The sequence below is a fragment of the Pseudomonas sp. 05T35 genome (genome assembly GCF_056396605.1).
On sequence record NZ_JBFTLU010000181.1, the window covers coordinates 1 to 8,184 of the forward strand.

An 8,184-nucleotide genomic window follows, 5' to 3' on the forward strand; every position below is an offset into this window, starting at 1 on the left:
CGGCGTGTACGCGGCCTGGTTTGGCGTACTGCTGGCCAGTGCCTGGCTCGGGCTTTGGTTGAGTACGCTGCTGCTGATACCGATCGTGGTGCTGTGGATGTCGGTCCAGCATGAGCTGTTGCATGGGCATCCGACGCGCTTTACCTCGTTGAACAAACTCCTCGGCTACGCACCTTTTGCCGTCTGGTACCCGTACACCCTGTACCGCGACAGCCACCTTCTGCATCACCGCGACGAAGACCTGACGTTACCCGGTCGCGACCCGGAAAGTCGTTACGTGAGCACACGACAGTGGCAGGGCAGTTCAGTGTTCGAGCGCAGCCTGCACTGGCTGAACAAAACCCTGCTGGGGCGCTTCGCCGTCGGTGCGCCGCTGGCCTTGCTGGCGCTGGCCAGGGAAGAACTCCAGCGCTTGCGCCAAGGCAATCGCCAGGCCTGGTTGATGTGGCTGACCCATGGCACGGTGACTGTGCTGATGCTGACCTTCATCGCGGGTTACAGTGTTGTTCCCGTCTGGCATTACCTGTTCTTGATCAGCGTGCCGGCGTTGTCGGTAGGGGCGATCCGTTCCTACTATGAACATCGTCCGCACCGCGAATCGCAAAAGCGCACGGTGCTCAACGAGGCTGCCTGGCCTTGGCGCTGGTTGTTCCTGAACCTGAACCTGCACCTGGTGCATCACGATCTGCCGGGGTTGCCGTGGTTCTATTTGCCGCAGGTTTATCGCGCGCGACGTGATCAATGGCAGGCACGCAGTGGCGGGTTTCTGGTGCGCGGTTATGGTGAGCTGTTGCGTCGGCACGGGCTCAGTCCCGTGGACAGTCCGCAGCATCCTTTCAGTTGAGAAGCGGCATGATTTCAGGTTTTGCAGAGTTACTGATGTACGTCGCCCCCGAGCCGATACGTCAGGCCAATGAACAGTGGCTGGCGCGCATCGTCGAGCGGCTCGGCGCGACCCGCTTGAGCGCTGAAGGCTTGTCGTTGATGGAGCTTTGGCTGGCCCCGCAATTGCTGCTCACCCAGACCTGCGGCTATCCACTGATGACAGCGTTGCGCGGACAGGTGCGGGTGATCGGTCGACCGCGTTATGAACTGCCGGACAGCAGCGCTGGTAATCATTGCAGCCTGCTGCTGACCCGGGCCGACGACCCGCGCCGAACTTTGCCGGCGCTGCAGGGTAGCCGAGCGGTGATCAATGGCGAGGACTCCAACAGCGGGATGAATCTGTTGCGTCACCGCATCGCTGCGTTGCAACGCAATGGTCAGTTTTTCTCCAGCGTTGCGGTCAGCGGTAGTCACCGTGAAAGCCTGCGCTGGCTGCGTGACGGGCGCGCGGACCTGGCGGCCATCGACAGCGTGACGTTCGCCTATCTGGCGCGGCATGCACCGCAGGAAGGCGAAGGATTGCGGGTGGTGGCGCGCAGTGCGTTCAGCCCGACCTTGCCGTATATCGGTGTCGCCAGCCTGACGGACGGGCAAATCGAGCACCTCCGCGAGGTGATGAACCAGGCGTTGAATGAACTGCCTGATGTGGTTGAAATCCTGGGGCTCCACGAGGTGTTGCCGGCCACTGAAAGTGACTATCAGATCCTTCTTGATTACCGGCAAGAGGCCGAAGAGCTAGGATTCGGGCGCTTGCGTTGAGAGTTGAAACGAGCGCTGGGCAAACTGAAAATTTATATTTCTAAGAGATATATAAAAATAGTTTTTAAGTATTATTAAAGAATAAGGCTCCTTGCTAGGATCGCTGTACCGGACCACCGGACATTCAGCGCCACCCTATTTTTGGAGCCTCCATGTCCGGCACCGACCTTTCTCACAGCGAATACGTGGGCGGATTGTTCCGCTGTCATTATGTTTGGTTGTGCAATCGCTTGCGCGGCTACCTCGATGCTGGCATCAGCGCCGAAGATGTCGCCGCCGAGGCCTTTGCGCAGCTCCTCGACTCGCCAAACCTGACGTCGATCCAACAGCCCCGCGCCTTGCTGACCACCGTTGCTCAGCGGGTAATTTATCGTCTCTGGCGCCGACGGGACCGCGAGCGTGATCACCTCGATCAGTTGCAGCACATTCAGCCCTGCCAAGGGCCGTCGCCGGAAGACCTGACGCAGCAGTTGCAGACCTTGAGTGTTCTCGACCAGGCGCTTGACCGCTTGCCGGGCAAGGTCAGGGCGACGTTCCTGCTGTCACGGCTTGAAGGCCTGACTTACCCGCAAATCGCCGCCGAACTGGGCATCTCCCAGCGTTCGGTCAGCGTCTACATGACCCGCTGTCATACGCTTTGCCAGCGCAGCGCCAATCAACCATTGCTCACACCCCCCACCCTGAGGTCCGCATGAGATCAATCAAAACCTGGCTCGGCAGTTCGCTATTGCTCTTCAGTCTTGTGGCGACACAGGCCTCCGCGACGGAAAAAGTCGCGCCGATCCACTTCGGCGACATCACCTGGGAAAGCGGCAGCCTGATCACCGAGATCCTGCGCTTGATCGTCGAGAAAGGTTACGGCTACCCGACCGACACGCTGCCGGGCAGCACCGTCAGTCTTGAAGCCGCGTTGGCCAAGGATGATATTCAGGTCATCGKCGAGGAGTGGGCGGGGCGTAGTCCGGCCTGGGTCAAGGCACAGGCCGAGGGTAAAGTGTTCGGTCTGGGCGATACCGTCAAAGGCGCCACCGAAGGCTGGTGGGTGCCGGAATACGTGATCAAGGGCGACCCCGAGCGCGGGATCAAACCGCTGGCGCCGGAGCTGAAATCGGTCGCCGATCTGGCGCGCTACAAGGACGTGTTCCGGGATCCGGAAGACCCGACTCGTGGCCGCTTCCTCAACAGCCCGACCGGCTGGACCTCGGAGATCGTCAACAGCCAGAAGCTCAAGGCCTATGCGTTGACCGAGAGCTTCGTCAACTTCCGTACCGGCTCGGGGGCGGCGCTGGATGCCGAGGTCAGTTCGTCGATTCGGCGTGGCAAACCAGTACTTTTCTACTACTGGTCGCCGACCCCGCTGTTGGGGCGTTTCAAATTGGTGAAGCTCGACGAGCCGGCCTTCAACGCCGAGGCCTGGAAAACCCTGGCCGACGCCAACAACCCGCATCCACAAGGTACGCGCTCGATGCCGGCCAACCTGGCCATTGGTGTCTCGGCACCGTTCAAGGCCCAATACCCGGACCTGGTGGCGTTCTTCGAGAAAGTCGATTTACCGATCGATCTGCTGAACCAGACCCTCGGCCAGATGAGCGAAAAACGCCAAAAACCGCGTGAAGTCGCACAAGCCTTCCTGCGCGAGCAACCGCAGGTGTGGCAAGGCTGGGTACCAACGCAGGTCGCGACGAAAGTCAGCAGCAGTTTGTAGGCGCGTCATTCACCGGTGATGGCGCCCATGAAGTCGCCATCGCCGGCTTGTCAGCAATCAATCTTCAGGCGTGCGCCACTTCCGCCGCCAGCGCCTCGCTTATCGCAGGCCGTGAGCCAATCCGCGCCTGAAAACGCTCCAGCGACGGCCATTGCTTCAGGTCGATATCAAACAAGGAAGTCCACCGCAGTACGCTGAACAGATAGGCATCAGCGATGCTGAAGCGTTCGCCCAGCAGATAATCCTGTTGTTCCAGTGTCTGGGTCAGCACGGCAAACCGCTTGAACAGTTTCTCCTTGAAGAGCGCTTTCACCTGATCAGGAAACTGCACGTTGAACAGCAGTCCCAGGCCGCCGTGAATCTCACTCGAAATGAAGTTCAGGACCTCCTGCAAACGCACTCTTTCCCAGGAACCGCATGCCGGTGCAAGACCGGCATGCGGGCGAAGATCGGCAAGGTATTGCAGGATTGCCGGTCCCTCGGTCAGCACATCGCCGTTATCCAGTTGCAGCGCCGCGACATAACCTTTCGGATTGATCGCAAGAAAGTCGGCACCGTCGGCGGTCTTCTTCGTTCGGTTGTCGACGCGGACCAGCTCGAATGGCAGTTGCAGTTCACGCAGAACAATGTGCGGAGCAAGGGAACAGGCTTGAGGCGAAAAATACAACTTCATGATCAGGGTTCCAGGTGAGGGTTTTGATCAGTGTCATAGTCGCTCGCGCACTTCGTAAAATTAATCTTTCAGACAGCAACCATAAGGACAGCTACTGCGATGATGAACCTGATGCATTGGCGGATGTTGGTGGCTATCGCGGACACGGGCAACATCACACGCGCTGCCGAGCATGTCGGCATGACTCAGTCGGGGGCTAGCCAAGCGCTGGCTTTGCTTGAGGATATGCTCGGTATTCAACTGTTTGTCCGGGAAAACCGTCAGACCTTGCCGACCGCGGTCGGCGTGCACGTGATCGAACAGGCGCGGGTGATGCTTCAGGCCCTTGAGACCATCCGGACTACCGCCGACGCGGCGCGAGACATTCAGCGTGGCACTATTCGCCTGGCCAGTTTTCCGATGGTGCTTGCAACGTTTCTGCCGCCGCTGTTGCGCCAGTTCAAGCAACTTTATCCCGGTATTCAGGTGGTGGCGCTGGAGGTCAGCGACAACGAAGTTGAAGCGTTGCTTGGCGCTGGCCTGGTTGATCTGGGCGTGGTGCTCAATCCTCCACCTGAACGCAACGCTGGAATGTTGGGGCGAGATACCTGGGTTGCGGTGCTGCCGATGGYGCACCCATTGGCTCGAGGAAACCACGAGCACGGATTGAGGTTGGAGACGTTGGTCGGGCAGCCGTTCGTGCTGGCCACTGGCGGATGCAGCGTCAATGCCCGCAGCCTGGCAGCGGATGCAGGTCTTGCGCTGCTGGATGTCCGGGTTGAAGTTAGGGAGTGGGGCAGTGCGTTCACACTGGTTCGGGAAAACGTCGGGGTGACGCTGGTTCCGGAAATGACCTTGCCAGCCAATCGCAAGGGGTTGCGCGTATTGCCGTTGGCAGTGCCTGTTGATCGAGAATTTGCGCTGGTCGCCACACCGCTCAGGGAACCCTCTGCGGCGGTGCAGGCGCTGCTGGCGATGCTCCATCCCGCAGCGTTCTGACCGTCGATAAAAAGATGGCATATTGATGGCCTTGCATCCGTGGCGTTGCTGTCTATGCTCACTCGTAGCGACTGATGCCGGTTAGTTTATAAAGCGTGAACGTCTCGATGCCTCAGCCTGATTGTGCTTGAGTCAGTGTGTTGCGCCCGGTTGTAAATTGAATGATCGATAAGAGTGTGCAACTCAAGGCACTGCGGTGAAAAGGAGTGTTTCTTAGAGGGAGTTACTTGTGAATGTTGGGTTGGCTCCTGCACGGGGCATCAAGAAAAGGATGGCTTGATAAGAGCGTTGCGTTATGGACACTCCGATTAATCATCATTGATCACCTGACTCTTATCCTTCGTGTGAGGATGCGTTTGCCTGTTCTGTGGAAAGTTGTCGTAAGTCCAGTGAAAGACTGGGAACTTCCGTTCGTTAAAAGACAGTGCTGAAGGTGATACCACCATGTTCAATCGACACCACAAGTCCGACCTGCTTGAGATAGAGCGATTTAGCTGCGCGTTGACCGAGGCCAATGCCAAGTTGGCGGCAATCAGCCGCTCCATGGCCATGATCGAGTTTGACCCTACCGGTGTGATCCTCGAGGCCAACGAAAACTTTTGTAGGGCCGTCGGCTATTCCATCGAGGAACTGCGCGGCAAGCATCACCGGATTTTCTGTGAAGAGGAGTACGCCAAGAGCGAAGATTACCAGCGCTTCTGGCGTGAGCTGGGTCGTGGCGAATCAAACAGTGGCACTTTCTTGCGCTTGAACAAGAGCGGTAAGGAAGTCTGGCTTGAGGCCAGTTATATGCCGGTGATCGGAACTGACCGGCAAGTACGAAGCGTGATCAAAGTGACCTCGGACATCACGGCCCGAATCAATAAAGAGCATGAAAGCCAGAGCGTAGTGAATGCCCTGGGCCGCGCCATGGCGGTGATCGAATTCTCCCCCGACGGCAGGGTGATGACTGCCAACGATAACTTCTTGCAGACCATGCACTATTCGCTTAACGAAGTAGTAGGTCAGCACCACAGCCTGTTCTGTCATCGCTCGGAGAGCGAGTCGGCGGCCTATAAGGCGTTCTGGGCATCGCTCAACCGCGGCGAGTTCCATTCGCGTCGGTTTGAACGGGTCGACAAACACGGTCGCATGGTCTTTCTCGAAGCTTCGTACAACCCGATCTTCGACACCAAGGGGCGCTTGTACAAAGTGGTCAAATTCGCCAGCGACATCACCCGGCAAATGACCACGTTGCAGACCGCTGCCGAGTCGGCCCATTCAACCTCGGTGCAAAACGATGCGTGTGCCCAGAAAGGTTCGCAGGTGGTGCAGCAAACCGTGCAGATCATCGAAGAGATCTCCAGGGATCTCAACGAAGCGGCCCTCAGCATCGATGCGGTGAGCAAGCAGTCCGACATCATCGGCACCATTGTTCAGACCATTCGCGGTATCGCCGATCAGACCAATCTGCTGGCACTCAACGCCGCTATCGAGGCTGCGCGGGCCGGTGAACATGGGCGAGGATTTGCGGTGGTTGCCGACGAGGTGCGTAGCCTGGCGGCACGAACCAGCCACGCAACCGTGGAAATTGTGGAAGTGGTGCGCAAGAACCACGACTTGTCCTTGAGTGCAGTGTCGAGCATGCAATCAAGTTTGAGTCGTACTGGACTTGGCGTGGAACTGGCCAATGAAGCGGGCGAGGTGATCCTGGAAATTCAACAGGGTTCACGGCATGTGGTGGACGCCATCAGCCAGTTCAACTCGACATTGCAACTTGGTTAAAACGTCGTGCAACTAAAGCGGGTTTTCGATCAAGTGCTGTTACTTGATCGAAAACCTTTTTGGTCGCTCTTGCGAGTATTTTACGAGTGCACGCGAAGTGGGTTGCTCAGGCGACCGACGATATCGAGCGCACTGTCGAGCAAGCGCATACGCATGAACGATTTGGCCGGCCAGTCCTGTTTCAGCAAGGCCAGACGCTCGATTGCCCAGCGCTGTGGCTCGACCCGTTCGCGCAGGTGGTCAAAGCAGTCGCTGACCTGAATGGCCAGCTCATTCCAGAGTGCATCGTCCGGCATCTTCCAATGCCGGGCACAGAGCAGAACCAGCTCCCCGAGATGGCACATGAAGGTGGTGTGCAAGAGTTTGTCGCGCACGAAGTCCGCATCGTCATACAGCGTCATCTGCGGGTCATGCAACTGAAGGTCGAGGCCTTGCCGGTGCAAGGTCTGGCGGTGTATCCGGATGTCGCCGAAGTCACGCACCATCAACCGGCTCAACTGTCCTTCGGCACTCATGACCATGAAGCTGTTCTGCTGGTGCGCCTCGAAGGCGACGCCGTAGATCAGGTACAGACCGAGCAGTCCGGGAACGGCGATCGATAGATAGTCACGGAAAAAACGCAGCAGTTCCGGTCTGCCGTCGCCTCCCTGGGCCAACCTGATCCACTGGCGCAGTAACGGTTGTCCGTGTTCATCCAGGGCGAACAGGCTGCCAACGGGAACGGCCATTTCGCCCGGCTGCAGCACGCTCGACGGGTTGTCCCGGTAAAGCACCGCCAGGTGCCGGGAGCGTTGGTCATCCGCTGGTTGCGGCGCGTAATGCACGCCAATACGTTCCGGCACGATGTTCAACACGGCTCGAATCTGCGGCTCCTGCTTGAGTATTCGCAGCAACAATCCGCTGACCCTTGGCCCCATGCGTGCCGAGCGTGGTGAAAGGGTGCGTTGCACGCTGGTCAGTCGCAGCGCTACCGGAAGCTTGACCATCGGTGAGCAGCGGTTTGCAGTGGGCACCAGGGTGCGAAACGACATGGTCGGCTGACCGTTGAACGCAATGATGCTGGTCATGACCAGCACGCGGTCGGCAATCTCGCGAGCGAACGAGCGCGGTAGTTCCTCTGCGGCTTGCCATGGATGGACGGGGAGGGGCAGGTAGTCATCCGGGTCGAGGCCTTGGGTTAGAAGGTGCCGGGTCAATTGTTCGGTCGCGAGCGGGAAATGCCCTTGCCACCAGTCGCGGTAATGCTCGGGTTCGTTCAATGATTCGACGTGAGCCCATTGCCGATGCAAGGCGCACAGGACGACGGGCACGCAGGCTTCGAATTCCGGTGATAAAGCAATGACCTCAGGGGTGCCCAAGCCAAGCTTGGTCTTGTAGTTCGGGTGCCAGGGATGACCCAGCGTGCCCCACTGTTCAAGCA

Annotated in this window: 7 protein-coding genes and 2 pseudogenes; 7 read left to right on the plus strand and 2 right to left on the minus strand. The window is 58.5% G+C overall.

The features are described 5' to 3' along the window. The 4 genes from AC1DH9_RS15330 to AC1DH9_RS15345 all read left to right on the plus strand — a co-directional run. Positions 1-844, plus strand: an 844-nt coding sequence (locus tag AC1DH9_RS15330) for a fatty acid desaturase (protein WP_477808375.1), incomplete at its 5' end; no start/stop codon positions are given. A gap of 8 nt (positions 845-852) precedes the next feature. Then, the gene (locus AC1DH9_RS15335) at positions 853-1,644 is read left to right on the plus strand and encodes a phosphate/phosphite/phosphonate ABC transporter substrate-binding protein (RefSeq protein WP_427536034.1); all 792 of its coding nucleotides are present in this window, start codon (positions 853-855) and stop codon (positions 1,642-1,644) included. 152 nt (positions 1,645-1,796) lie between these two features. Next, positions 1,797-2,339, plus strand: coding sequence for a sigma-70 family RNA polymerase sigma factor (locus tag AC1DH9_RS15340; protein WP_427536032.1), 543 nt, complete (start codon positions 1,797-1,799; stop codon positions 2,337-2,339). After that, positions 2,336-3,349: an ABC transporter substrate-binding protein gene (locus tag AC1DH9_RS15345; protein ID WP_477808376.1), complete on the plus strand. Its 1,014-nt coding sequence runs from the start codon at positions 2,336-2,338 to the stop codon at positions 3,347-3,349. The genes AC1DH9_RS15340 and AC1DH9_RS15345 overlap by 4 nt, the downstream gene beginning before the upstream one ends. A gap of 64 nt (positions 3,350-3,413) precedes the next feature. Here AC1DH9_RS15345 and gstA read toward each other — a convergent pair whose 3' ends face one another. Further along, a complete protein-coding gene (gstA, locus tag AC1DH9_RS15350) occupies positions 3,414-4,022 on the minus strand; it encodes a glutathione transferase GstA (RefSeq protein ID WP_427536028.1) in 609 nt (202 codons plus the stop codon). 99 nt (positions 4,023-4,121) lie between these two features. On the opposite strand from gstA, the gene AC1DH9_RS15355 reads away from it, so the two are divergent. The 3 genes and pseudogenes from AC1DH9_RS15355 to AC1DH9_RS15365 form a co-directional block, all read left to right on the plus strand. Further along, positions 4,122-5,000, plus strand: coding sequence for a LysR family transcriptional regulator (locus tag AC1DH9_RS15355; RefSeq protein WP_477808377.1), 879 nt, complete (start codon positions 4,122-4,124; stop codon positions 4,998-5,000). Positions 5,001-5,444: 444 nt separating this feature from the next. Beyond that, positions 5,445-6,215, plus strand: a pseudogene (locus AC1DH9_RS15360) (PAS domain-containing protein); the annotation flags it as partial. 117 nt (positions 6,216-6,332) lie between these two features. Beyond that, positions 6,333-6,764, plus strand: a pseudogene (locus AC1DH9_RS15365) (methyl-accepting chemotaxis protein); the annotation flags it as partial. Positions 6,765-6,844: 80 nt separating this feature from the next. On the opposite strand, the gene AC1DH9_RS15370 reads toward AC1DH9_RS15365, so the two are convergent. After that, a partial coding sequence (locus AC1DH9_RS15370; protein ID WP_477808378.1) for an IucA/IucC family protein occupies positions 6,845-8,184 on the minus strand: 1,340 nt, incomplete at its 5' end.